Source organism: Citrobacter sp. wls706 (genome assembly GCF_005281305.1).
Taxonomy (GTDB): domain Bacteria; phylum Pseudomonadota; class Gammaproteobacteria; order Enterobacterales; family Enterobacteriaceae; genus Citrobacter; species Citrobacter werkmanii.
Map to the genome: position 1 here is coordinate 79093 of NZ_SZXG01000040.1, position 23913 is coordinate 103005.

General features: G+C 52.7%; 23 protein-coding genes. 14 read left to right on the plus strand and 9 right to left on the minus strand.

Going from position 1 to position 23913, the window contains the following annotated elements; translation table 11 throughout:
- The first annotated feature begins 10 nt into the window (after nucleotides 1-10).
- Nucleotides 11-1093: a cellulase family glycosylhydrolase gene (locus FDW92_RS20475; RefSeq protein ID WP_061380867.1), complete on the plus strand. Its 1083-nt coding sequence runs from the start codon at nucleotides 11-13 to the stop codon at nucleotides 1091-1093.
- Here the strand turns inward: FDW92_RS20475 and emrD are convergent.
- From emrD to tisB, 3 genes are all read right to left on the minus strand, one after another.
- Nucleotides 1020-2204, minus strand: a complete 1185-nt coding sequence (gene emrD, locus FDW92_RS20480) for a multidrug efflux MFS transporter EmrD (protein ID WP_038635685.1) — start codon at nucleotides 2202-2204, stop codon at nucleotides 1020-1022. The two genes, FDW92_RS20475 and emrD, sit on opposite strands and share 74 nt — an antisense overlap.
- Nucleotides 2205-2397: 193 nt before the next feature.
- Complete coding sequence (locus FDW92_RS20485; RefSeq protein WP_042311473.1) at nucleotides 2398-3231, minus strand: DMT family transporter; 834 nt, start codon at nucleotides 3229-3231, stop codon at nucleotides 2398-2400.
- A 123-nt stretch (nucleotides 3232-3354) separates the two neighbouring features.
- Nucleotides 3355-3444 carry a type I toxin-antitoxin system toxin TisB gene (gene tisB, locus FDW92_RS20490; protein WP_003023909.1) on the minus strand — a complete coding sequence of 30 codons (90 nt, stop codon included), beginning with the start codon at nucleotides 3442-3444 and terminating at the stop codon, nucleotides 3355-3357.
- Between the two features lie 522 nt (nucleotides 3445-3966).
- Between tisB and ivbL the strand changes: the two genes are divergently transcribed.
- The 3 genes from ivbL (at nucleotide 3967) to ilvN (ending at nucleotide 6155) form a co-directional block, all read left to right on the plus strand.
- Entirely contained in the window at nucleotides 3967-4065 is a 99-nt protein-coding gene (gene ivbL / locus FDW92_RS20500; RefSeq protein ID WP_003827118.1) for an ilvB operon leader peptide IvbL, read from the plus strand.
- Nucleotides 4066-4172: 107 nt separating this feature from the next.
- On the plus strand, nucleotides 4173-5861 hold the full coding sequence (gene ilvB, locus FDW92_RS20505) for an acetolactate synthase large subunit (RefSeq protein ID WP_042311475.1): 1689 nt from the start codon (nucleotides 4173-4175) through the stop codon (nucleotides 5859-5861).
- Between the two features lie 3 nt (nucleotides 5862-5864).
- Nucleotides 5865-6155, plus strand: coding sequence for an acetolactate synthase small subunit (gene ilvN, locus FDW92_RS20510; RefSeq protein WP_003023914.1), 291 nt, complete (start codon nucleotides 5865-5867; stop codon nucleotides 6153-6155).
- Between the two features lies 1 nt (nucleotide 6156).
- On the opposite strand, the gene FDW92_RS20515 is transcribed toward ilvN, so the two are convergent.
- The gene (locus FDW92_RS20515; protein ID WP_042311477.1) at nucleotides 6157-6942 is read right to left on the minus strand and encodes a DeoR family transcriptional regulator; all 786 of its coding nucleotides are present in this window, start codon (nucleotides 6940-6942) and stop codon (nucleotides 6157-6159) included.
- Between the two features lie 324 nt (nucleotides 6943-7266).
- Between FDW92_RS20515 and rbsK the strand changes: the two genes are divergently transcribed.
- The 7 genes from rbsK (at nucleotide 7267) to uhpT (ending at nucleotide 15621) form a co-directional block, all read left to right on the plus strand.
- On the plus strand, nucleotides 7267-8187 hold the full coding sequence (gene rbsK / locus FDW92_RS20520; RefSeq protein WP_042311479.1) for a ribokinase: 921 nt from the start codon (nucleotides 7267-7269) through the stop codon (nucleotides 8185-8187).
- Nucleotides 8188-8214: 27 nt separating this feature from the next.
- Nucleotides 8215-9531, plus strand: coding sequence for an L-fucose:H+ symporter permease (gene fucP, locus FDW92_RS20525; protein ID WP_042311481.1), 1317 nt, complete (start codon nucleotides 8215-8217; stop codon nucleotides 9529-9531).
- 11 nt (nucleotides 9532-9542) lie between these two features.
- On the plus strand, nucleotides 9543-10556 hold the full coding sequence (locus FDW92_RS20530) for an aldose 1-epimerase family protein (protein WP_042311483.1): 1014 nt from the start codon (nucleotides 9543-9545) through the stop codon (nucleotides 10554-10556).
- Nucleotides 10557-10656: 100 nt separating this feature from the next.
- The gene (gene uhpA / locus FDW92_RS20535; RefSeq protein WP_038635664.1) at nucleotides 10657-11250 is read left to right on the plus strand and encodes a transcriptional regulator UhpA; all 594 of its coding nucleotides are present in this window, start codon (nucleotides 10657-10659) and stop codon (nucleotides 11248-11250) included.
- Nucleotides 11247-12749, plus strand: a complete 1503-nt coding sequence (gene uhpB / locus FDW92_RS20540) for a signal transduction histidine-protein kinase/phosphatase UhpB (protein WP_042311485.1) — start codon at nucleotides 11247-11249, stop codon at nucleotides 12747-12749. Before uhpA ends, uhpB begins: the two co-directional genes overlap by 4 nt.
- A gap of 9 nt (nucleotides 12750-12758) precedes the next feature.
- Nucleotides 12759-14087 (plus strand): MFS transporter, encoded by a 1329-nt coding sequence (locus FDW92_RS20545; protein WP_042311488.1) that lies wholly within the window; start codon nucleotides 12759-12761, stop codon nucleotides 14085-14087.
- A gap of 142 nt (nucleotides 14088-14229) precedes the next feature.
- Nucleotides 14230-15621, plus strand: a complete 1392-nt coding sequence (gene uhpT, locus FDW92_RS20550; RefSeq protein ID WP_038635654.1) for a hexose-6-phosphate:phosphate antiporter — start codon at nucleotides 14230-14232, stop codon at nucleotides 15619-15621.
- Nucleotides 15622-15668: 47 nt separating this feature from the next.
- Here uhpT and FDW92_RS20555 read toward each other — a convergent pair whose 3' ends face one another.
- The 5 genes from FDW92_RS20555 to FDW92_RS20575 all read right to left on the minus strand — a co-directional run bounded on the left by FDW92_RS20555 (nucleotide 15669) and on the right by FDW92_RS20575 (nucleotide 21044).
- On the minus strand, nucleotides 15669-16289 hold the full coding sequence (locus tag FDW92_RS20555) for a 2-dehydro-3-deoxy-6-phosphogalactonate aldolase (RefSeq protein WP_042311490.1): 621 nt from the start codon (nucleotides 16287-16289) through the stop codon (nucleotides 15669-15671).
- Nucleotides 16282-17178, minus strand: a complete 897-nt coding sequence (locus FDW92_RS20560) for a 2-dehydro-3-deoxygalactonokinase (protein ID WP_042311492.1) — start codon at nucleotides 17176-17178, stop codon at nucleotides 16282-16284. The genes FDW92_RS20555 and FDW92_RS20560 overlap by 8 nt, the downstream gene beginning before the upstream one ends.
- Before the next feature lie 53 nt (nucleotides 17179-17231).
- Complete coding sequence (locus FDW92_RS20565) at nucleotides 17232-18542, minus strand: MFS transporter (RefSeq protein ID WP_042311494.1); 1311 nt, start codon at nucleotides 18540-18542, stop codon at nucleotides 17232-17234.
- Between the two features lie 63 nt (nucleotides 18543-18605).
- Complete coding sequence (locus tag FDW92_RS20570) at nucleotides 18606-20123, minus strand: altronate dehydratase family protein (RefSeq protein WP_042311496.1); 1518 nt, start codon at nucleotides 20121-20123, stop codon at nucleotides 18606-18608.
- Between the two features lie 21 nt (nucleotides 20124-20144).
- The gene (locus tag FDW92_RS20575; RefSeq protein ID WP_042311498.1) at nucleotides 20145-21044 is read right to left on the minus strand and encodes a dihydrodipicolinate synthase family protein; all 900 of its coding nucleotides are present in this window, start codon (nucleotides 21042-21044) and stop codon (nucleotides 20145-20147) included.
- A gap of 245 nt (nucleotides 21045-21289) precedes the next feature.
- Between FDW92_RS20575 and FDW92_RS20580 the strand changes: the two genes are divergently transcribed.
- The 3 genes from FDW92_RS20580 (at nucleotide 21290) to nepI (ending at nucleotide 23871) form a co-directional block, all read left to right on the plus strand.
- Nucleotides 21290-22045 (plus strand): IclR family transcriptional regulator, encoded by a 756-nt coding sequence (locus tag FDW92_RS20580; RefSeq protein WP_042311500.1) that lies wholly within the window; start codon nucleotides 21290-21292, stop codon nucleotides 22043-22045.
- Between the two features lie 18 nt (nucleotides 22046-22063).
- Nucleotides 22064-22516, plus strand: a complete 453-nt coding sequence (locus FDW92_RS20585) for a DUF1198 family protein (RefSeq protein WP_042311502.1) — start codon at nucleotides 22064-22066, stop codon at nucleotides 22514-22516.
- Nucleotides 22517-22686: 170 nt separating this feature from the next.
- The gene (nepI, locus tag FDW92_RS20590; RefSeq protein WP_042311504.1) at nucleotides 22687-23871 is read left to right on the plus strand and encodes a purine ribonucleoside efflux pump NepI; all 1185 of its coding nucleotides are present in this window, start codon (nucleotides 22687-22689) and stop codon (nucleotides 23869-23871) included.
- Nucleotides 23872-23913 lie beyond the last annotated feature (42 nt).

The following is a 23913-nucleotide window of genomic DNA, read 5'->3' on the forward strand; positions in this document are numbered from 1 at the left end:
ATCACTCCTGATGATTTGCGTAAGGACGAGCGTGTTAAAGTCGATTGTTTCCCTGTTACTCTTCGCCAGCGCCACCGTGTGTGCAGCACCACCAGCGCTGACGGCGGCGTCGTATGCGCAGCAGCTTGGGGTCGGGATGGACGTAGATTGGGCGCGAACCGAGCGCGGCATCCGTGAGTTCGATCCGCTGGTGGTGCGGGATTTCAGGGCGAAAGGCATTTCTCATGTGCGTATCCGCGTGGCGGGAGAACCGACAGAAGCCAGACTAATTCATCTGCGCAAGCTGGTCGAAGCCTGCGAGCAGTATGGCGTAATCCCGATTATTGCTTACCAGGCGGATGAATATAAACAAGACCCCAGCGCCGGTAATGAAAAAGAGGTGGTTAACTGGTGGGTGGCGGTGGCGCATTACTTTGGTCAACGTTCGCCGCTACTGGGTTTTGACCTGATTTATGAACCTGCGGATAAGCTCAACCATAATCAGGCATCGCTCAACCGGGTGTATGACAAAACGATTCGCACCATCCACACTATTGACCCGCAACGGATGATCTTCATCGCGCCGCGACTGCGTGCCGCGCCGGAAGAGCTGCCGAACCTGAAGTTACCGCCGCAAAGCCAGAATACCGTGCTGGCCGAATGGCACATCTTCCCGTGGGGGCCGCTGAAAAATAACGGCAAATACCCATGGACGTCCGGGACTGCGGCTGAAAAGACGGCTATTCGCGCCCGTATCAATACCGCCATTCGCTGGCAGCAGAAAACCGGTCACGTGAGTTGGGTAGGCGGCTGGTCGCCGGGAGAAACCATTAAAAATGGGCCATCTGCTGCGCAAATGGCCTTCGCCCGTTTTATGGCGTGTGAGCTGAAGAAAGCGAAGATTCCCTATGCTATCAATGCGGATACGCAGTTCTATGATGGCGAGGAGGGAGCCTGGCGTCCGGCACTGGAGCCGTTGCTGACGACGATGATTGCGCCTGAATGTGACAAGCCCGGCGATAAACCGGGCCATCATGCGCTTAAACCGCCTGCCCCTGATGCGACACGCGTGACGCCAGCGGAAGCCAGCACACAAAAATCAGCAGCCCCATAAGGGTCATCAACAGGCCCAGACTGGCTTGTCCGGTCTGCGGCAGCATCGCAGAGAACCATGCCAGCACGCCGGAACCAATGTTTTGTAATCCTCCGACCAGCGCGCCGGCAGTGCCCGCCAGGAACGGGAAAGGCTCCATTGCGCCGCTGGTTGCCAGCGGAAACAACATCCCGGCGCCGAAGAAAAACAGCGCGGCGGGAACCAGCAGCGTCCAGACGTTCATCACGTCGAACAGGCCAGGGATCCACATCATCAAACCGGCGACCAGACAGCAGATAACCGACTGCCACATCAGCGTTGAGAAACGCTTGTTCGGGCGACCGGCGAACCAGGCACCGAAAAACGCCGCCGGAATAGGCAGAATAAACAGGATACTGACCACCATGCTGCTTAAACCCAGCCTTGCGCCCAATAATACCCCAGAGCAGGCTTCGAAGACCGCAACGCCCGCCAGACCGCCGATCAGCATTAGCACGTAACAGGTGAAAGAGCTGTTGCCAAACAGTGTCTTGTAACTGGCGATAAGCCGTGGACGCGGCGCGCCTGCCGGGCGCGTTTCCGGCATCCAGCGCGCCATGCTAAACGTGACGCCCGCGCACAGAATCAGCAGAAAAATATAGCAAGCGCGCCAGTTCCACACGGTATCCAGCATACCGCCAATCAGCGGTGCCAGCAGCGGACTGACCAGGATCCCCATATTCAGCAAACTGTTGGCGTGACGAAGCTGTGTACCTTCATACAGGTCTCGTGGCAAGGTTCGCGCCATCACACCACCGACGCCCGTCCCCATCCCCTGAATCGCGCTAGCGATAATCAGTACCGTCAGGCTATGGGTGGTAATGGCAACCAGCGTGGCCAGCATAAAAATAGACATCCCGGCGAGGATCACCGGACGGCGGCCAACACGATCGGAAAGTGGGCCGTAAAACAGTTGTGACAGGCCGTAGGTCAGCAGATAGGCGGCCATCACGCTCTGCACTGCCCCTTCGCGAACGTTCAGTTCACGCGCCATATCAGCAATCGCGGGGATATAAATGGTTTGTGCCATCTGTCCAACCGCCACCAGTAATACCAACATCAACAACAAATTGACGCTTCTATGCCTTTTCATTTCGCTGATAACTTTTAAAAAAGTGAAAAAAGAAGAATAAGGTGCTGCACTTTCCCGTAAATGCGCGTGGAATCTACCACAACAGAAAAAGAAGGCCAGATAGTAGGCTGGAATGTTTAAGCGATGAACGGCAGGAAATGTAAACAAAAAACGGCAACAAATGTTGCCGGATTGCATCAGGTCGACCAACAAATCATGACAAGCGTAGCAAAACCGCGCCTATGGCAATACCTGCGGCCGCGACAAGACGCACTCCGGCAACCTTTTCTTTCAGCAACAGCCAGGCGAGCAGCGCGCCAAATAGGATGGAAGTTTCACGCAGCGCAGCGACCACCGCCAACGGTGCCTGGGTCATGGCCCACAGCGCCAGTCCGTAGGAACCCATTGTGCCAATCCCGCCAAGAATGCCTTTCTTCCACTGCTGTACCAGATAGCGTGACGCTTCCCGGCGTCTGGCGATCATCGCCCAGGTGAGCAGGCAAGAACCGTTCAGAAAGAAGGTCCACAGCGTATAACCCAGCGCGGTTTCAGATAAGCGTACCCCGGTGCCGTCGACCAGCGTGTAACCGGCAATAAAGCAGGCGTTAATGAGTGCCAGTACGATCCCGCGTTGCGAGCTGCTGCGCCCGTTAAATGCCATGCCGAGAATAGCCAGGCAGATGGTGGCAATCCCCACCCAGGCAAGCGTAGAGAGACTATCGCCAAGGAACAGGACGCTGATAATCGCAACCAGCAATGGTGCGGTGCCGCGCATCAAAGGGTAGGTCTGACTCATATCCGAAACCTGATAGGTTTTGGCGACAAGAACCGTGTACACCACTTGTAAGGCCGTAGAGACAGCCAAAAACGGCAGGCTGGCGGCAGAAGGTTGAGGCGCAAAGGGTAAGCAGATTAAAGCCATAATCGCAGCTGAGCCGCTGACGCCGATCGCCGAGTACAGTTTATCGTTTCCAGCCTTAACAATGGCATTCCAGCTGGCATGCAGCAGCGCGGCGAACAGCAAAATGCAGAAAACAGAAAGCGTCATGGCGGAATTCTTCCCTGAGAATGTCATAAAAACGTAACATATTGACGCGTGACAAGCACCTGGGAAAAGGTGAAAGGGGAGCGGAGTGTTACCCGCTCCCCTTAGGTGCGACTTGAATCTGAATTACTTAACGTATTTCAGAACGGCATCAAGTAGTTGCAGTGCTGCAACAATGAGTTTGAGGATAAGAATAGCGATATCCACGAGGCTCATACGCTCTCCTTTTGGTACAAGGAGCACGGTGCTGGCGTACCTCGCCGCTGCCTGTTGCCAGCACCTTTGTTGACATAACACAGTGTGCTCGCACGGGGGTTAAGGCGCTGACGGCACCACCCGTTTCAGCCAGGACTTTGATGCGCCGGTTTACGATGCGGCCCCCGCATAACACATTGCGTACTGAAATATTATAGATAAATACTGTATAAATTAACAGTATTTTGTGGACGTAACGTCAACATTAGGCCATACTCAATATCATCAAAATTCGTGCCGAAATTGCGTGTTCTTCGCGGAGCGCGTATACTTTTCTCGTTGACATAACACAGTGTGCTCGGCGGCTACCAACCGCACAACGCTGAAAAGAACCTCGCTCCGGCGGGGTTTTTTGTTTTTCAACACCGTATAGTGAAATGTGATCGTTGACGCATTTTTGTGCAGATGAAAATTTTTCCATTGTCACGCTGAAAAACCTGTGTTTGTATAAATCCAGTTAATCAACAAACAGACAGGTCCCTAATGAACCCTTCCATGCTGACTGCGACCCTACTAAAAACTGCGCCATCTCGCGCAGCGGTCGTCGTGCGTGTGGTGGTGGTCGTCGGCAATGCGCCGTAGGGTCCGGATCAACACACGATTCCAAAACCCCGCCGGCGCAAACCGGGCGGGGTTTTTCGTTTAAGAGACCTGCCCGGAGCAAAGGCCCAGAATAAAAGGACTGGAGCATGGCAAGTTCGGGCATAACATCCAAGCGTACGCGTTTTACGGGCGCAGAATTCATCGTTCATTTCCTGGAACGTCAGGGAATCCAGGTAGTCACCGGTATCCCTGGCGGATCGATCCTTCCCGTCTATGACGCGTTAAGCCAAAGCACGAAAATCCGTCATATCCTGGCGCGCCACGAGCAGGGTGCGGGGTTTATCGCGCAAGGCATGGCACGAACCGATGGTAAACCCGCCGTGTGTATGGCTTGTAGCGGGCCGGGCGCCACCAACCTGGTTACCGCGATTGCCGATGCTCGTCTGGATTCCATCCCGCTGGTGTGTATCACCGGGCAGGTTCCGGCCTCGATGATCGGTACCGATGCCTTCCAGGAAGTCGATACCTACGGTATTTCTATCCCCATCACCAAACACAACTATCTGGTCCGCCATATCAATGAATTACCTCAGGTCATGAGCGATGCATTCCGCATTGCGCAGTCCGGACGTCCAGGCCCGGTGTGGATAGACATTCCTAAGGATATTCAAACCGCCGTATTTGAAATTGAAGAGATGCCGGAACCCGCGCAGAAAATGGCGGCGCCGGCGTTCAGTCAGGACAGCATTCGCGATGCCGCAGCCATGATTAACGCCGCACAGCGTCCGGTACTGTACCTCGGCGGCGGCGTGATTAACGCGCCCGCACGCGTGCGTGAACTGGCCGAAAAAGCCATGCTGCCTACCACCATGACCTTAATGGCGCTTGGCATGCTGCCAAAGGCGCATCCGCTGTCGTTAGGCATGTTGGGTATGCACGGCGCGCGCAGTACCAACTTTATTCTGCAAGAAGCGGATTTATTAATTGTTCTTGGCGCACGTTTTGATGACCGGGCGATTGGTAAAACCGAACAGTTCTGCCCGAACGCCAAAATCATCCATGTGGATATCGACCGTGCGGAGCTGGGTAAAATCAAACAGCCGCACGTAGCGATTCAGGCGGATGTCGATGAGGTACTGGCACAGCTGATCCCATTGGTTGAGGCCCAGCCGCGAGAGGCATGGCATCAGATGGTGGCCGATTTACAACGTGAATTTCCTTGCGCCATTCCGCAGGAAAGCGACCCGCTCAGTCACTATGGGCTGATCAATGCGGTGGCGGCATGCGTGGATGACAGCGCCATTATCACCACCGATGTCGGGCAGCATCAGATGTGGGCGGCGCAGGCCTACCCGCTGAACCGTCCGCGTCAGTGGCTGACCTCTGGCGGTCTTGGTACCATGGGATTTGGTCTGCCGGCGGCCATTGGCGCGGCGCTGGCGAACCCGGATAAAAAAGTGCTGTGCTTCTCCGGCGACGGTAGCCTGATGATGAATATTCAGGAAATGGCGACAGCCAGCGAAAATCAGCTGGATATTAAAATCATCCTGATGAATAACGAAGCGTTGGGTCTGGTATATCAGCAGCAGAGCCTGTTCTATAAGCAGGGTGTTTTTGCTGCGACCTATCCGGGGATGATTAACTTTATGCAGATCGCAGCTGGTTTTGGTCTGGAAACTTGTGATTTGAATAACGAAGCAGACCCACAGGCAGCGTTGCAGGAAATGATTAATCGGCCTGGACCTGCGCTGATCCACGTGCGTATCGACGCCGAAGAAAAAGTGTACCCGATGGTGCCGCCGGGTGCGGCAAACACTGAAATGGTGGGGGAATAAGCCATGCAACAGCAGACTCATGACAACGTAATCCTGGAACTCACCGTACGCAACCATCCGGGCGTAATGACCCACGTCTGCGGGCTGTTTGCCCGCCGCGCGTTCAACGTGGAAGGCATTCTCTGTCTACCGATTCAGGACAGCGATAAGAGCCGCATCTGGCTACTGGTCAACGACGATCAGCGTCTGGAGCAGATGATAAGCCAGATCGACAAACTGGAAGATGTGGTGAAAGTCGCCCGCAACCAATCCGACCCGTCGATGTTTAACAAAATCACCGTCTTCTTTGAGTGAGTTAGTTGCCGTCTGAATCCGGGGTGATCACTTTGACAGAGCCGTTCCGGCAGTGGGTTGCGTAATCTGCCGGTAACGGACGGTCGCTTATCAGTACGTCAAAGGTGGAGAGTGGACCAATGCTGGCGGGGGCGACCTCATCGAACAGGGCGTGGCGCGTCAGCAGAATTTTGCGTAATCCGCGTTCCATCGCTTTGCGTTTTGTGGCCAGATCGTCCGGATTGAACCAGCTAACGCCGAAATGCTCATGGACTCCGCTGGCGGAGATAAAGACTTTTCGTGGGTTGAGTGCATCCAGCGGGGAGGGATTGCTGGTGTCGTAAAAGGCGTCACTTTTCGCCCGGTAGGTCCCCCCGCAAAGAATCGCTGTGGCGTTGGGCTTTTCATTTAGCGCTACGAACACCCGGTGCGAGTAGCAAATCCCGGTAAAGGAAATATCGTCCGGGATCATGCTGACCACCAACGGCATTTCCGCACCATTATCAAAAAAGACCAGATCATTTTCACTCACCAGTCCCGCAGCCAGAATGGCAACCGGTAAATCATCGCGGTGATACTGCTTTTGCGCGGGGAGTGGCGCGTTAACGATGGCAGCAGGTTTGTTCACCATCACAATGTAACCACCGAGCAGCGTGAGTGGTAACGGCTCGTCATCCTGACTGAGATCCCGACGAATAGTCATCACGGAAACTTCCAGCATTCGTGCCGCCTCTTTCAGATGGATTCGGTCGGTCTTCTTCAACAATTCCATCAGACGTCGAATACGTTCTTTTTGCTTAGTTTCCATGTGCTTCTCCACGAATCATGTTTCCATGTTCCTTCAGTAACATTTTTGTGTTTCTTAGAACATGGCATTGCCGCATTACTATACGTCTGACTATTCGGAAATAAAAGCGTGTTTTTTCACGTTTTATTGATTGTATACAGTTAACTTTCAGTCAATTGTAAGCAACTTCATCATTTGTAGTGTGATGGCGTAGCAACATTTAGCGTAATAAATAAACAATAAAATGATCTTCCAATCGCGATCCTAGTCACAAATGGTACGAAAGTAACATGATAATGTTATTTTAATATCATTGTTGTGTGATTGTTTCTGAGAGGTAGTAAAATGGATATCGCGGTTATTGGCTCCAACATGGTGGATCTCATCACCTACATCAACCAGATGCCCAAAGAAGGGGAAACGCTGGAAGCGCCGGCGTTCAAAATTGGCTGTGGGGGCAAAGGCGCAAATCAGGCCGTTGCGGCCGCTAAGCTCAATTCCAAAGTGCTGATGCTGACAAAAGTCGGTGATGATATTTTTGCGGATAACACTATTCGCAATCTCGAATCCTGGGGAATTAATACCACCTATGTCGAAAAGGTACCCTGCACCAGCAGCGGTGTCGCACCGATCTTTGTTAATGCCAACTCCAGCAACAGCATCCTGATTATTAAAGGAGCGAACAAATTTCTCTCCCCGGAAGATATCGATCGTGCGGCGGAAGATCTGAAAAAATGTCAGCTTATTGTCCTGCAACTGGAAGTGCAGCTGGAAACCGTTTATCACGCGATTGAATTTGGCAAAAAACACGGTATTGAAGTGTTACTAAATCCCGCCCCTGCATTACGGGAATTAGATATGTCTTATGCCTGTAAATGTGATTTTTTCGTGCCGAACGAAACCGAGCTGGAAATATTAACCGGTATGTCAGTAGATACCTATGACCATATTCGCGCAGCGGCACGTTCTCTGGTTGATAAAGGTCTGAACAATATTATTGTCACCATGGGTGAGAAAGGTGCGCTGTGGATGACGCGTGACCAGGAAGTCCATGTTCCGGCGTTTAAAGTGAACGCTATCGATACCAGTGGCGCAGGCGACGCTTTCATCGGTTGTTTTGCTCACTATTACGTTCAAAGCGGTGATGTGGAAGCCGCCATGAAAAAAGCCGCTCTCTTCGCTGCTTTCAGCGTTACCGGGAAAGGCACTCAATCATCTTATCCAAGCATCGAACAATTTAATGAGTTTCTTACCTTAAACGAATAATACTCCTGCACTGTAAAAGGTAGCACTATGAACGATAAAAACATCATTCAGATGGCTGACGGCTATTTGAATAAGACCCCTCTGTTCCAGTTTATTTTGTTATCCTGTTTATTCCCGTTATGGGGATGCGCAGCCGCATTAAATGATATTCTGATTACGCAATTCAAAAGCGTATTTTCACTCAGCAACTTTGCCTCGGCATTAGTTCAGAGTGCCTTTTATGGCGGTTATTTTTTAATTGCAATTCCGGCATCTCTGGTGATTAAAAAGACCAGTTATAAAGTCGCCATTTTAATGGGGCTGACCCTTTATATCGTTGGGTGTACGCTCTTTTTCCCGGCATCGCACATGGCCACCTACACCATGTTCCTTGCGGCGATTTTCGCGATTGCGATTGGTCTGAGCTTCCTGGAAACAGCGGCCAACACCTACAGCTCAATGATCGGCCCAAAAGCGTATGCCACTTTACGCCTGAACATCAGTCAAACTTTTTATCCTATTGGCGCGGCGGCTGGTATTCTGCTGGGTAAATATCTGGTCTTCTCTGAAGGCGAAAGCCTGGAAAAACAGATGGCCGGGATGAACGCCGAGCAGATCCATAACTTTAAAGTGTTGATGCTGGAAAATACTCTTGAGCCATATAAGTACATGATTATGGTGCTGGTTGTGGTGATGGTGTTATTCCTGCTGACCCGCTTCCCGACCTGTAAAGTCGCGCAAACCACGAGTCGTAAACGCCCGTCAGCGATGGATACACTGCGTTATCTGGCCAGCAATGCCCGTTTCCGTCGTGGAATTGTGGCGCAATTTCTTTATGTGGGGATGCAGGTCGCGGTGTGGTCATTCACCATCCGTCTGGCACTGGAATTAGGTGATATCAACGAGCGCGACGCCTCAACCTTCATGGTCTATAGCTTCGCCTGCTTCTTTATCGGCAAGTTTATCGCCAACATTTTGATGACGCGCTTCAATCCGGAAAAAGTGCTGATTCTCTATTCCATCATTGGTGCCCTGTTCCTCGTCTATGTTGCACTGGCGCCAAGCTTCAGCGCTGTGTATGTCGCAGTGCTGGTGAGTGTCCTGTTTGGACCCTGCTGGGCGACAATCTATGCTGGTACGCTTGATACCGTGGATAACGAACATACCGAAATGGCAGGTGCCGTCATTGTTATGGCGATTGTCGGCGCGGCGGTGGTTCCGGCGATTCAGGGCTATGTGGCTGATATGTTCCATTCATTACAACTTTCGTTCCTGGTTTCCATGCTCTGTTTCGTGTACGTCGGCATCTACTTCTGGCGTGAAAGCAAAGTGCGCAACAACCTGGCTGAAGCGACAGTTTCCTGAGGAGAGCGATCATGACAACACGTATAACGCTGTGGCGAGAACTCTTTGCAGAGCATCCGCGAATCTTACTGAAGAATAGCGATTTCACGGTTACCGCATTTCGTTACGCCAGCGGAGTGGAAGGGCTGAAGGTAGAAAACAGTCGTGGACATCTGGTTATTCTGCCCTGGATGGGGCAGATGATCTGGGATGCTCAGTTTGATGGCCATGACCTGACCATGCGCAACATGTTCAGTCAGCCGAAACCGGCGGCGGAAGTGGTGGCGACCTACGGTTGTTTTGCCTTCCACTCAGGTCTGTTGGCTAATGGCTGCCCATCACCAGAAGATTCACATCCTTTGCACGGTGAAATGGCTTGTGCCGCGATGGATGAAGCCTGGCTGGAGCTGGAGGGTGAGAATTTGCGCGTGGGCGGACGCTATGAGTATGTGATGGGGTTCGGTTATCATTATCAGGCGCATCCTGCGGTGGTAATGCACAAAGCGAGCGCGCTGTTTGATATTCAGATGGCGGTTACCAACCTCGCTTCAGTGGCAATGCCGTTGCAGTACATGTGCCATATGAACTATGCCTACGTACCGGAAGCCTCCTTCAGCCAGAATATTCCGGATGAGGCCATGAAGCTGCGTGAGTCGATACCCGCGCATGTTAAGCCGACTGAGCAATGGCTGGCGTTTAATCAGCGGATTGTGCAGGGCGAGGCTTCTCTGGCGCGGCTCAATGAACCCCATTTTTACGATCCGGAAATTGTCTTCTTTGCTGACCAACTGGACAGGTACACAGATAATCCAGAATTTAGCATGATTGCTCCAGATGGCACCACGTTCGTTACACGTTTCTCCAGCGCGGAGCTGAATTATGTGACGCGATGGATCCTGTATAACGGCGATCAACAGGTTGCGGCATTCGCGTTGCCTGCAACCTGTCGACCCGAAGGATTCCTGGCGGCACAACGCAATGGCACCTTGATTGAAATAGAACCGCAGCACACCCGGATATTTACCGTCACGACAGGCATAGCCTGATCGCTCAAGGCTTGAACACCAAAGCGCTTATCGTTAAGGTAAGCGCTTTTGCCGGATGGCGCTACGCTTATCAGGCATGCCTTAGCGCCAGGACAAACCCATGATCACCATCGCCCTTATCGACGACCACACTATCGTCCGCTCCGGCTTTGCCCAACTGCTGGGGCTGGAAGCTGATTTGCAGGTTGTGGCGGAATTTGGCTCCGGGCGCGAGGCGCTGGCCGGTTTACCGGGGCGCGGCGTGCAGGTGTGTATTTGCGATATCTCTATGCCCGATATCTCGGGCCTGGAGTTACTAAGCCAACTGCCAAAAGGGATGGCGATTATCATGCTCTCCGTCCACGACAGCCCGGCACTGGTCGAGCAGGCGCTCAACGCAGGCGCGCGTGGTTTTCTTTCAAAACGCTGTAGCCCAGATGAACTGATTGCCGCCGTGCATACCGTGGCGACCGGCGGTTGCTATTTGACGCCGGACATCGCCGTCAAGCTGGCGGCCGGGCGTCAGGATCCGTTGACAAAACGCGAGCGTCAGGTGGCGGAGAAGCTGGCACAGGGGATGGCGGTGAAAGAGATTGCCGCCGAGCTGGGGTTGTCGCCGAAAACGGTGCACGTTCATCGCGCCAACCTGATGGAAAAGCTGAACGTCAGCAACGATGTTGAGCTGGCGCGCCGGATGTTTGACGGCTGGCAATGAACGCACTTTTCTCCCGGTTAATTACCGTTGTTGCCTGTTTCTTTATCTTTTCCGCCGCGTGGTTTTGCCTGTGGAGCATCAGCCTGCACCTGGTTGAGCGCCCGGAACTGGCGGTACTGCTGTTTCCGTTCGGCCTGCGTCTGGGATTAATGCTGCAATGCCCGCGCAGCTACTGGCCGGTGCTGCTGGGCGCGGAGTGGCTGCTGATGTACTGGCTGGCGCAGGAGGTGGCGCTGGCCCATTTGCCACTTTTGATGATCGGAAGTGCCCTCACGCTGCTCCCGGTGATGCTGATTTCGCGATACCGCCATCAACGCGACTGGCGCACGTTGCTGTTGCAGGGCGCAGCGCTGACGGCGGCGGCGCTGCTGCAATCGCTGCCGTGGCTGGGGCAGGGCGAGGAAGCGTGGAATGCGCTGCTACTGACCCTGACCGGCGGATTAACGCTGGCGCCGATCTGCCTGGTGTTTTGGCACTACCTCACCAGCACCACCTGGCTGCCGCTCGGCCCGGCGCTGGTGTCGCAGCCGGTGAACTGGCGCGGGCGACATCTGGTCTGGTACCTGCTGCTGTTCACCGTCAGCCTGTGGCTACAGCTCGGTTTGCCCGCCGAACTTTCGCGCTTTACCCCATTTTGCCTCGCTTTACCGATTATCGCGCTTGCCTGGCACTACGGCTGGCAGGGGGCACTGATTGCGACGTTGATGAACGCCATCGCACTGATTGCCAGCCAGACCTGGCACGATCACCCGGTCGATTTACTGCTCTCGCTGCTGGCGCAAAGCCTGACCGGGCTGCTGCTCGGTGCGGGTATTCAGCGGCTGCGTGAGCTTAACCAGTCGCTGCAAAACGAGCTGGCGCGCAATCATCGGCTGGCGGAACGTCTGCTTGAAACCGAAGAGAGCGTGCGCCGCGACGTCGCGCGCGAGCTGCACGACGATATCGGCCAGACCATCACCGCCATTCGCACGCAGGCGGGTATTGTACAGCGCCTGGCCCCCGAGAACGCGGGCGTTAAGCAAAGCGGAGCGCATATCGAGCAGTTGTCTCTGGGCGTGTACGATTCGGTGCGCCGCCTGCTGGGTCGCTTGCGACCGCGCCAGTTGGACGATCTCTCGCTGGAACAGGCCATCCGTTCATTGATGCGCGAAATGGAGCTGGAAAGCCGCGGTATCGTCAGCCACCTTGACTGGCGAATTGATGAGTCATTGCTGAGCGAAAGCCAGCGCGTGACGCTGTTTCGCATCTGTCAGGAAGGGCTGAACAACATTGTGAAGCACGCCAATGCCAGCGCGGTGACGCTCCAGGGCTGGCAGCAGGATGAGCGGCTGATGCTGGTCATTGAGGACGACGGCAGCGGCTTGCCGCCGGGGTCGAACCCACAAGGTTTTGGTCTCACCGGGATGCGCGAGCGGGTGACGGCGCTCGGTGGTTCACTCACGATATCCTGCATGCACGGCACGCGCGTCAGCGTGTCGCTGCCCCAGCGCTACGCCTAAGGAACGGCCATGTTTCAGTTTTTAAAAGCTCCGGCCAGCGCGCCGCTTATCACCGACAAGCAGGAAGTGGACGCCCGCTACCGTTACTGGCGGCGGCATATTTTGCTGACTATCTGGCTCGGCTACGCGCTGTTTTATTTCACGCGCAAAAGCTTTAACGCCGCGGTGCCGGAAATTATCACCAGCGGTGTGCTGACCCGCAGCGATATTGGCCTGCTGGCGACGCTGTTTTACATCACCTACGGGCTGTCGAAATTTGTCTCCGGTATTGTTAGCGATCGCTCCAACGCCCGCTATTTTATGGGTATCGGGCTTATCGCCACCGGCGTGGTTAACATCCTGTTCGGCTTCTCAACCTCGGTCTGGGCCTTTGCCGTACTGTGGGCGCTGAACGCCTTCTTCCAGGGCTGGGGCGCGCCGGTGTGCGCCCGTCTGCTCACCGCGTGGTATTCGCGCAACGAGCGCGGCGGCTGGTGGGCTATCTGGAACACCGCGCACAACGTCGGCGGCGCGCTGATTCCGATCGTCATGGCGGCGGCGGCGCTGCATTACGGCTGGCGCGCCGGGATGATGATTGCCGGTACGCTGGCGATCGTGGTGGGCGTTTTTCTGTGCTGGCGGCTGCGCGACAGGCCGCAGGCGATTGGTCTGCCGCCGATTGGCGACTGGCGGCACGATGAATTGGAAATTGCCCAGCAGCAGGAGGGCGCGGGGTTAACTCGTAAAGAGATCCTCACCAAATATGTGTTGCTTAATCCATATATTTGGCTGTTGTCGCTGTGCTATGTGCTGGTGTACGTGGTGCGCGCGGCGATCAACGACTGGGGCAATCTGTATATGTCGGAGACGCTCGGCGTCGATTTGGTCACTGCCAATACCGCCGTGACCATGTTCGAGCTGGGCGGCTTCATCGGCGCGCTGGTTGCAGGTTGGGGCTCGGACAAGCTATTCAACGGCAATCGTGGGCCGATGAACCTGATTTTCGCCGCCGGAATTTTGCTCTCCGTGGGCTCGCTATGGTTGATGCCATTCGCCAGCTACGTGATGCAGGCGGCGTGCTTTTTCACCACCGGCTTCTTCGTCTTTGGCCCGCAGATGTTGATTGGCATGGCGGCGGCGGAGTGCTCGCACAAGGAGGCGGCGGGCGCAGCGACCGGCTTTGTCGGCCTGTTTGCTTATCTGGGGGCATCGCTCTCCGGCTGGCCGCTGGCGAAGGTGATGGAAGTGTGGCACTGGAGCGGATTCTTTGTGGTGATCGCCATCGCGGCCGGCATCTCAGCACTGCTGTTGCTGCCGTTCTTAAACGCCCAGGCACCGCGCGATCTCAACGAAGCGTGATGCACCTCACCTTTTTGCCCCGAGTGGCGTAAAACTAAGAAATTTTCCCGGTTTCACCTGGACGCTGTCTCAGGCGTGTCTCCCGGCTGATTTTTACAATGCCTGCCATTCGCAGGTAAAAAAATCAGCTCGGGAGTGTCAAATGCTGGCCTTTCTCAACCAGGTGCGCAAGCCGACCCTGGATCTGCCGCTCGATGTGCGGCGCAAAATGTGGTTCAAACCGTTCATGCAGTCCTATCTGGTGGTCTTTATCGGCTACCTGACCATGTACTTGATCCGCAAGAACTTCAACATCGCGCAGAACGACATGATCTCCACCTACGGGCTGAGCATGACGCAGCTGGGGATGATTGGCCTGGGATTCTCCATCACCTACGGTGTGGGTAAAACCGTGGTTTCCTACTACGCGGACGGCAAAAATACCAAGCAGTTCCTGCCGTTTATGCTGATCCTCTCCGCCATCTGTATGCTTGGCTTCAGCGCCAGCATGGGCGCGGGGTCAACCAGCCTGTTCCTGATGATCGCTTTCTACGCGCTGAGCGGCTTCTTCCAGAGCACCGGCGGCTCGTGCAGCTATTCCACCATCACCAAGTGGACGCCGCGCCGTAAGCGCGGTTCCTACCTCGGCATGTGGAATATCTCCCACAACCTCGGCGGCGCGGGGGCGGCGGGCGTAGCGCTGTTCGGCGCGAATTACCTGTTCGACGGCCACGTCATCGGCATGTTTATCTTCCCGTCAATTATTGCCCTGATTGTCGGCTTTATCGGCCTGCGCTACGGCAGCGACTCCCCGGAATCTTATGGCCTCGGTAAAGCCGAAGAGCTGTTCGGCGAGGAGATCAGCGAAGAGGACAAAGAGACCGAAGAAAATGAGATGACCAAATGGCAGATCTTTGTTGAGTACGTGCTGAAAAACAAAGTGATCTGGCTGCTATGTTTCTCGAACATCTTCCTGTACGTGGTGCGTATCGGTATCGACCAGTGGTCCACCGTCTACGCCTTCCAGGAGCTGAAGCTCTCCAAAGAAGTGGCGATTCAGGGTTTTACCCTGTTTGAAGTGGGCGCGCTGGTCGGCACGCTGCTGTGGGGCTGGCTCTCCGATCTCGCTAACGGTCGTCGCGCGCTGGTGGCTTGCGTGGCGCTGGCACTCATCATCGCCACGCTCGGCGTATACCAGCACGCCAGCAACCAGTACGTCTATCTGGCGTCGCTGTTTGCCCTCGGCTTCCTGGTGTTCGGTCCGCAGCTGTTAATCGGCGTGGCCGCCGTCGGATTTGTACCGAAAAAAGCGATCGGCGCGGCCGATGGCATTAAAGGCACCTTCGCCTACCTGATTGGCGACAGCTTTGCCAAGCTGGGTCTCGGGATGATCGCCGACGGCACACCGATTTTCGGCCTCACCGGCTGGGCAGGCACCTTTGCCGCGCTGGATACCGCCGCCATTGGCTGTATCTGCCTGATGGCCATCGTGGCCGTGTTTGAAGAACGTAAAATTCGCCGCGAGAAAAAGATTCAACAATTGAAAGTTGCTTGAGTTAAGTGTGCATTGGTAACTTTTGCCCGCCATAATGGCGGGCTTTTTTATGCCTGAGACTGACAGAAGGTATTATAAGCCTCGATAAATGCCTTAGCATTTGCGGCTGTTTGGTGGATAGATTGTCCGGCACGATACAGATCGCTGCCTAAGCCGGCACCGAAACAACCTGCCTTCAGGTAATGGGACAAATTGTCTGGCCTAATTCCGCCCACGGCATACAAAGGGACTTGAGGAGGCAAAACGGCTTTTAATGCCCGGATGTAATCCGGTCCCAGTTCCCCCGCAGGGAAAATTTTCAATCCGTCCGCGCCATGCCGGAATGCAACAAATGCTTCGCTGACTGTTTGGCAGCCGATGCAGGTCGTCATTTTGGCCGCTCGCGCAGTATCAATTACTTCCGGATCGGTGTTGGGCGTAAGGATAAATGCACATCCCAGCGAAGAGAGTGTGCTGACATCACTGACATTGGTGACCGTTCCGGCACCGATTTTTACCGTATGACCATAATGTTCCACGGCAAGAGCAATACTACGTTGCCAGTCTGGTGAATTCAGCGGTATTTCTATTGTGCTGAATCCGGCTGTAATAAGTGCATCAATATGGGCCAGCACTTCATCGGGCTTCACCCCACGTAAAATAGCGACCAAAGGGTTACGACTATTCATTTAAAAGTCTCCTGATACCATTAACAAATGCGTTTTCACCATTACAGAGCCGACAGCGATAACCGAAATGATGAAACAGGCGTTGATAGCGGCTGAGCAAATCGTCATTGCCCACCAGAATGACTTCTTCTTCAGTGTTAATGGCATAATGCTGTAGCATTTGTGCTATTTCATGGCCAATCAATAACCCTGACAGAGATTCGTAAAGCGTATCAGGTAACAACGCATGGGTGAGTATTCGGGCTCTCAGATCAAATAGGCTGCGGGATAAACATGTTTCCTGCCAGCCGCGTTCGGCTCCTGCTAAAAAAGCCTGTTCGTTCGTGTTTTGTTCCCCGGCGTTTTTTCCAACGATGGAGTAACGTGAAAGTAAGTGGAAAAACTCGCCAGTCATGATGGTTTGAAAATCGCAGACGTTACTCTCTTGTACCTGCACCCATTTGCTGTGTGTTCCAGGGAATACGTACCAGTTCTCATCAGCTAAGGCGCCAAAAAGCTGAGTTTCCTCTCCACGCATGACGTTGTAGTTTTCTGGCCCGGTAATTTGCAGGCCTGGAACGATGAAAGTGGGAAAAGGGCCGGCATCTTCAACCTTTGTTAGATGCTGTGATAATGCACTTAACGGGGTTGGACAATGTAAATAGTGGCTATCTACCCACCCGATATTACTGCCCACCATTCCGCTCATTATGACGGTTGTATCTTTGCTTAATGGCCGGGGACACAAACTGAGCAGTGTTAGCCAGGTGTCTTTGAATACACCTGGTTGATGTTTGAGTACCCCATTCTGACTGGCGTGTTGCCAGACACATTCATTCTGTTGATAGACCCAAATGCGCAGGTTAGTTGAGCCCCAGTCTACGGCAATGAAATTCTCTGAATTGAACATACATCGTTCCTGATGTTGAAAGATGGCCCGTAAACGGGCCAGATTCAGGTGGACTATTCGTCGGTAATGACCATTTTTTTATCAAAGTTGATCAGCAACGAGCAGATGAGATAACCCACCGCAGCCAGCGCAAAGAACATCATCGCTGCGTAATAGTTCCCCGTGGATTGCACCAGGAAACCGATAAAAATAGGCAGGATGGCTGCGAACAAGTTACTGGTGAAGTTCATAGTTCCACAAATGGTGCCTGCAACTGATTGTGCGCCCAGCAGTCCGGGTATTGACCAGTAAACGCTGGCCCATCGCAGGGGAAAAAGGGCAATAGTGAGCAAGGTAATTGCGACGGCTGGCGTCGAGCTTTGTGCGCAAAGGAAAATACCTACACCAGCGGTGGTAGCCGAAATCGCCAACATCGTATGCATAACGCGGCTTGTTTTTGCCCCTTTGCTGCGCCATTTATCCATAATGTAGCCGCCAGTCAGTTGGCCGACAAAACACAGCAGGAAGATCAGCGCCATTGCTCCGCCCATCGATTTGATATCAAAACCGTAGGTGGCCTGGAAATAGAGCGGTAGCCATGTCATCAGGCCATAGAACACGAAGCTATAGCAGACCCAGCCACAGATAAGTGCAATCACATTACGTTGTTTCAGGTAAGGTTTGATATCGGCCAGACGGTATTTCTTGCTACTGGTTTCAGCACCGTTTGCCGCAACAATATGGTCTAGTTCAGCTTTATTGATGCTGGGGTGTTCTGATGGATAAGTGCGGATGTACCACCAGGCCAGTAAACCGACAATCATTGTTCCCACACCAGCCACTACGAATGCCATACGCCATGAGTCGAAAAAGGCAATAAGTCCGGCGATGATCACCGCACCCAGCGCCGTACCCAATGGCGCGCCGCCATCAAGTAGCATCGAACCACGTCCACGTTCGGTTGGCGTTAACCATGTGCCCATTAACTTCGCGCCGGCGGGCATGATTGGAGATTCAGTGACGCCTAACCCCAGACGAGAAAGTGAAAGGGTGAAAATAGAGTGACACAGAGCCGCTATGGCTTGAAATGCTCCCCATAAGATAGTGGCCAGAGCAATGATATTTCTGGCTTTGAATTTATCAGCAATGACCCCACTAGGAATTTGCATTAATGCATAAGCCCAGAAAAAGGCACTATGAATCACACCAACAACGCGAGTATCGGTAATACCAAATTCATCTGTAATATAAGGCATGGCAATAGAAAGAGAGGTGCGGTCAATATAGTTAATAGCACCTAATAAGAGCATAATAATAAATATGCGCCACCTTACTGTTGTTGCCTTTAATTTTTCTTCTTCAGTATTTACGTTAACAATAGACATAAGGGCTCCTTGCCATACTCATAATGAGTATGGCGGTACGAGGTATTATTATCTTGTGGAGTGTTACATTATGGAGCCAACAGTCCAGGGGACGAATTCTTGACTGCCATAGCCAAATTCCTCACTCTTCGTTTTTTTACCTGATGCCATCTCAAGGATCATCTGGTAGATACGTTCACCGACTTCTGCAATGGATTCTTCCCCCTCGACAATGGTTCCGCAATTAATATCCATATCCTCCTGTTGGCGTTGCCAAAGCGCATTATTGGTAGCCAGCTTCAAGCTTGGGGTTGGCTTGGAACCAAAGGCAGAACCTCGACCTGTGGTGAAACACAGAAGATTTGCTCCTCCGGCGATTTGCCCCGTAACGGCAATAGGGTCATATCCAGGGGTATCCATAAAGACAAAACCTTTCGCGGTTACCGGTTCTGCATACTCATACACTTCTGTCAGATTGGTTGTACCCGCTTTAGCAATACCACCAAGTGATTTTTCCAGAATTGTCGTCAGTCCGCCGACTTTGTTACCCGCCGAGGGGTTATTGTTCATTTCACTTCCGGTGCGGCGACAATACTCTTCCCACCAGTGAATGCGGGCAATGAGTTTTTCACCTATCTCGCGAGAAATGGCGCGGCGGGTAAGAAGATGCTCTGCACCATAAATTTCGGAGGTTTCAGATAAAATCGCTGTTCCGCCTTGTTGCACCAGTTTATCTACCGCATAGCCCAGAGCTGGATTGGCTGAGATCCCGGAATAGCTGTCGGAACCGCCACACTCCAGCGCGAGTATGATTTCTGATGCCGGGATAGGTTGGCGTGTTACCTGGTTAGCAACGGGCAGCATTTGGTTAACCAGGGAAATTCCTTTCTCAATGGCGTGACGTGTACCGCCCACATCCTGAATGGTATAACTGTGCATCATGGGGCCATCGGCCAGTCCATGGGCGTTCATCATGTCTTTAATTTGACTGGATTCGCATCCCAGTCCAACAATGATTACTCCGGCAAAGTTGGCATGGGTGGCATAACCGGCCATCGTACGTCTCATGACGTCCATTGATTCACTTTTAGAGCCAATAGCACAGCCAAAACTTTGTGGTAATGACACCACGCCATCAACATTCGGGTAATCTGCAAGACCCTGCAGACGGAAGTGATCCTCAATAGCTCTTACGACCGTGGCACTACAGTTTACGGAGCTTAAAATACCGATGTAATTACGTGTAGCTGCACGACCATCGGCGCGTCGGATACCCATAAAGGTATCCTGTTGAGGGGCTGGGGAGGGTGAATGGCAATCTTCGCCCCAGGCATAGTCGCGTTCGAAGTCACCCATTCCCAAATTATGCATGTGGATGTGTTCGCCAGGCTTAATGGGCTGAGTTGCGAAGCCAATAATTTGCCCATAACGTCTGACCGCATCGCCAACCCTCAGTGCATGCAGGGCGATTTTATGCCCTGCGGGAATATCACTGAGTACCGTAATGTGCTCTTCTTCAAGCCGGGTGCCTGCGGGGACAGCCTGCCTTGCGATAACCACATCATCTTTGGGATTCAATTTTAATACAGGGTTGATGTTCATTATCTTTGCTCTCATGCTGGTTTATACCGCAATACGGGATAAAATATTTTTAACCTGTTCTCTTTTTTCTTCATTTAACGGTAATGCTGGCGGGACAACTGCAGTTGATATATCCACGCCACTTAATTTAATGGCGGTCTTGATAACGGCAAAGAACGGTTGTTCTAAGGCATATAAAGGTGATAACCCGGCAAGTTGTTGTTGAAGTGCTTTGGCGGTAGCAAGATCGTTCTGCTGAACAGCCTGATAAATTCCGCGTGTAATATGAGGCGCAAAGTTAAATGTTGCCGGAATGCCGCCATGTCCACCGAGTAATAATGTATCAAGCAAATATTCGTCATAACCGCTAAAAATGATAAAATCTGGGCGGAAACAGTGAACCTGATTGATAACTTCCCTGGTGTGGCTAATGTTATCAATTGTATCTTTAATGCCAACGATATTTGGTACTTCACGGGCAAGGCGAGTGATAACGTTTAAACCAATATCCTGGCCAGTTAGTTCTGGAAAATTATATAAGAAGACGGGAATGCTTAGCGCTTCAGCGATTCGTTTGTAATGCGTAAAGCGGGCCTCATCGCTGAGTTTTGCATAATAAGGATTGACTACCAGTACTCCTTTTGCGCCCGCGTTTTCAGCATGCTTTCCAAGTTCGATAGTTTCCGCTGTGCTGGCGCAGGCGATACCAATAAGAACAGGAACTCTACCAGCAACATGCTGCAGGCTAAACTCTGCAATTTGCTTTCTTTGTTCGGACGAGAAATGGGAAAATTCGCCACCACTGCCCAGAATGAGCATTCCGTCGGCACCATTGCTAATCACATGGTCAATCATTACTGCCATTCCTGCGCGATCCAATTCACCGCTTTCGTCAACGATAGTCGGCACTGGTGGGAAGATGCCCTTAAAAATGTTCAACATTGCCACTCCTTTAGTTCTGTATATGGAACTTATGTTCTGTATATTGAAGTTAGTACAGCAAATATCCAAATCGTTCGTCAACGTTTTTTGCAGAACAAATGAACAACTGTGAGATGGATCGGGTTTGTGGGTATAAAATTTAGGTAATAGAGCCCAGTTTGCGTATGTGCAAAAAAGCCGCATTCCTGAGAAAAGTGATTGCGGTATACTGTGCAGAGTCTATGAATAAAAAAGATTAATAGCGCATGAACCAAGACATTACGACCTCTGTTCCCGCATTGGATAAGACAGTAAAAATCTGTAATTATCTTTTTAACTCCCCAGGAGCGACGTTCAGTCAGATTCAGCAGGATCTGGCATTACCAAAAAGCAGCACGTCTTCCCTGCTAAATGCACTGGTTGCGCATCATCTTTTGCGCCTGGAAAAGGGACGTTTCTTTTTGGGCTTGAAGCTGTACGAATGGGGAAATCGTTCGTTGGAACAATTTGATATTCGTAATGCAGCACTTCCTGTTTTGGAAAAACTGCGTCAGCAAACGGATCTGACCTGTCACTTAGGTATATTGGATGAAGTCGCGCCAATTTATCTTATGAAGTTGGAGAATACCCAGCCGATTGGCATTCGGACCTGGGTTGGTAAAAAATTACCGATGCACAGCTCCGGTGTGGGGAAAGCGCTTTGTGCCTGGTTGCCGCAGGACAAAATCGATGAACTGTTGCCTGAGGAAGTGTTGCCACGGTATACCGAAACCACCATTACCAGCAAAAAAGCATTAATGAAGGAATTTGCCAGAATCCGCGAGCAAGGCTGGGTCTTTGATAACGCCGAAGACTCTCCTGGCATCTATTGCATTGCCGCACCGGTTTTTAACCGTAATAAAGACGTGATTGCGGCAATAAGTATCAGCGGCGTTGAATTACAAATGCCAAAAAATTGTATTCCACAATATTCGCAATGGGTGCGCGAAGCCTGTCAGTCCCTTTCGGAAAAATTAGTTTAAGCGGCGGTATCGTCATTAATGATTTGGATAATGCTGGCCACGTTGGTGGTTGTTTTTGTAGTGGGTTTTCGGGTGCTGACGTCTGGATCACGACGGGCCATTCGCCGTCTGAGCGAGCGACTGAATATTGATGTGGTACCGGTAGAATCGATGATTGATCAGATGGGAAAAGTACAGGGTGAGGCGTTTTTACAGTACCTGCACCGCCCTGAGGAATCGCATCTGCAAAATGCCGCCCAGGTATTGTTAATCTGGCAAATCGTCATTGTCGACGGTAGTGAGCAGAACCTGCTGCAGTGGCACCGTCTGCTACAAAAATCTCGCCTGGCCGCCCCGATCACCGACGCGCAGGTGCGCCTGGCGCTCGGGTTTCTACGTGAAATGGAGCCGGATATGCAGGAACTTAACGCGTTCCAGATGCGCTATAACGCCTTTTTCCAACCTGAAGATGGCGTGCACTGGCTGCACTGATAGTGATGCCTGATGGCACTACGCTTATCAGTCCTACAAAGAGGCTCAGCCGTAGGCCGGATAAGGCGACGTCGCCATCCGGCGGTGAGAGTTGTCAAAACGTTAAATACGTCACACTTTTAATGTTACAATGCGTAACTTTTCTACAATAACCCCACGCAGGTAACAAAATGAGTGACGCTGTTGAACAAAAATCCCGCGCTGAGGTAAATACCCGGCCAAACTGGTCGGCGGTATTCGCCGTGGCGTTCTGTGTTGCCTGCCTGATAACCGTTGAGTTTCTGCCTGTTAGTCTGCTGACGCCAATGGCGCAGGATCTGGGCATTTCAGAAGGCGTTGCCGGACAATCAGTGACCGTGACGGCGTTTGTCGCCATGTTCGCCAGCCTGTTTGTGACGCAAATTATCCAGGCGACCGATCGTCGCTATGTGGTGATCCTGTTTTCGGTTCTGCTGACGCTTTCCTGCCTGCTGGTTTCATTTGCTAACTCTTTTACGCTACTGCTGATCGGTCGTGCCTGTCTGGGGCTGGCGCTCGGCGGGTTCTGGGCGATGTCAGCGTCGCTGACTATGCGTCTGGTTCCCGCGCGTACGGTGCCGAAAGCGCTGTCGGTGATCTTTGGCGCGGTGTCCATCGCGCTGGTGATTGCCGCGCCGTTGGGAAGCTTTTTGGGCGGCATCATCGGCTGGCGCAATGTGTTTAACGCGGCGGCGGTAATGGGGGTGTTGTGTACCATCTGGGTGGTGAGAGCGCTGCCTTCGCTGCCGGGTGAACCTTCGCATCAGAAGCAAAACATGTTCAGCCTGCTGCAGCGCCCCGGAGTAATGGCCGGGATGATTGCCATCTTCATGTCCTTTGCCGGGCAGTTCGCCTTCTTTACCTATATTCGCCCTGTCTATATGAATCTGGCGGGCTTTGATGTTGATGGCCTGACGCTGGTGCTGTTGAGTTTTGGTATCGCCAGCTTTGTCGGGACGTCGTTCTCTTCGGTGATTCTAAAGCGCTCGGTCAAACTGGCCTTAGCCGGTGCGCCGCTGGTGCTGGCGCTCAGCGCGCTGGTCCTGATTTTGTGGGGTAGCGATAAAGTGGTTGCCGCGGGCATTGCAATAATCTGGGGGCTGGCGTTTGCGTTGGTACCGGTCGGTTGGTCGACGTGGATCACCCGCTCACTTGCCGATCAGGCAGAAAAAGCCGGATCCGTTCAGGTCGCCGTGATCCAGCTTGCCAATACCTGCGGGGCTGCGGTGGGAGGCTACGCGCTTGATAACCTCGGACTGCTGTCGCCCCTGATGCTCTCGGGCAGCCTGATGCTGCTGACAGCGCTTCTGGTTACGATGAAGGTCAGGATTCAGTGAAAACAGTTGCCGGATGGCGCATCGTTTTCAGTCAACACTGTC